Raw genomic sequence first — 1,074 nt, forward strand, 5'->3', positions numbered from 1 at the left:
GACCAACTTCACGGTCAATGGGGTCACGACGACATGCATGGCCTAGCGGGGGATGACGCCCTCTACGGCTGGACAGGTAACGATACCCTGCGTGGCGGCGACGGCAATGATCACCTCGACGGCGGTGACGATAACGACAAACTCTACGGCGAATCGGGCAATGACCGTCTTGAAGGCGGCAATGGCGACGATGCCCTTTACGGTCAAGATGGCAATGACGTTCTTGTCGGCGGTCACGGCAATGACCACCTCGACGGCGGCGAGCACAATGACAAGCTCTACGGCCAATGGGGCAATGACCGTCTTGAAGGCGGCAACGGTGACGACGGCCTCTGGGGTGAAGACGGTGACGATGTCCTTGTCGGTGGTCATGGTAACGATCACCTCAACGGCGGTAACGGCAATGACCAACTTCACGGTCAATGGGGTCACGACGACATGCATGGCCTTGCGGGGGATGACGCCCTCTACGGCTGGACAGGTAACGATACCCTGCGTGGCGGTGACGGCAATGACCACCTCGACGGCCAACAAGATAATGACACCATTTATGGTGATAATGGCCACGACACCTTACTGGGTGGTGCGGGTAATGATTACCTCCATGGTGGCAACGATAACGACAAACTCTACGGCCAGGACGGCCACGATACCCTCGTCGGTGGACACGGCAATGACCACCTTGATGGCGGTAACCATGACGACAAACTTTACGGCGAATGGGGCAATGACCGTTTAGAAGGCGGTAACGGCAACGATGCACTGTACGGTCAAGATGGCAATGATGTTCTTGTCGGCGGTCACGGCAATGACCACCTCGACGGCGGTAATCATGACGACAAACTCTACGGTCAGTGGGGTAATGATTACCTCTATGGCTACAACGGTAACGATTCACTCTATGGCGAAGACGGCAACGATACCCTGAATGGTGCTGGCGGTAATGACTACCTCTCAGGCGGTAACGGCGACGATGCTCTGCATGGTGAATACGGCGATGACCGCCTAGAAGGTAACGACGGTAACGACAAATTATATGGTCATGTTGGTAATGATGTCCTTCTTGGTGGTACC

At 55.7% G+C, this 1,074-nt stretch carries 1 protein-coding gene; it reads left to right on the plus strand.

Translation table 11 applies throughout. The annotated features are described in order from the left end of the window. A partial coding sequence (locus L4D06_RS25405; RefSeq protein WP_429742251.1) for a calcium-binding protein occupies positions 1–1,074 on the plus strand: 1,074 nt, incomplete at both ends.

Origin of the sequence: Enterovibrio makurazakiensis, assembly GCF_050336585.1 — a bacterium.
Taxonomy (GTDB): domain Bacteria; phylum Pseudomonadota; class Gammaproteobacteria; order Enterobacterales; family Vibrionaceae; genus Enterovibrio; species Enterovibrio gelatinilyticus.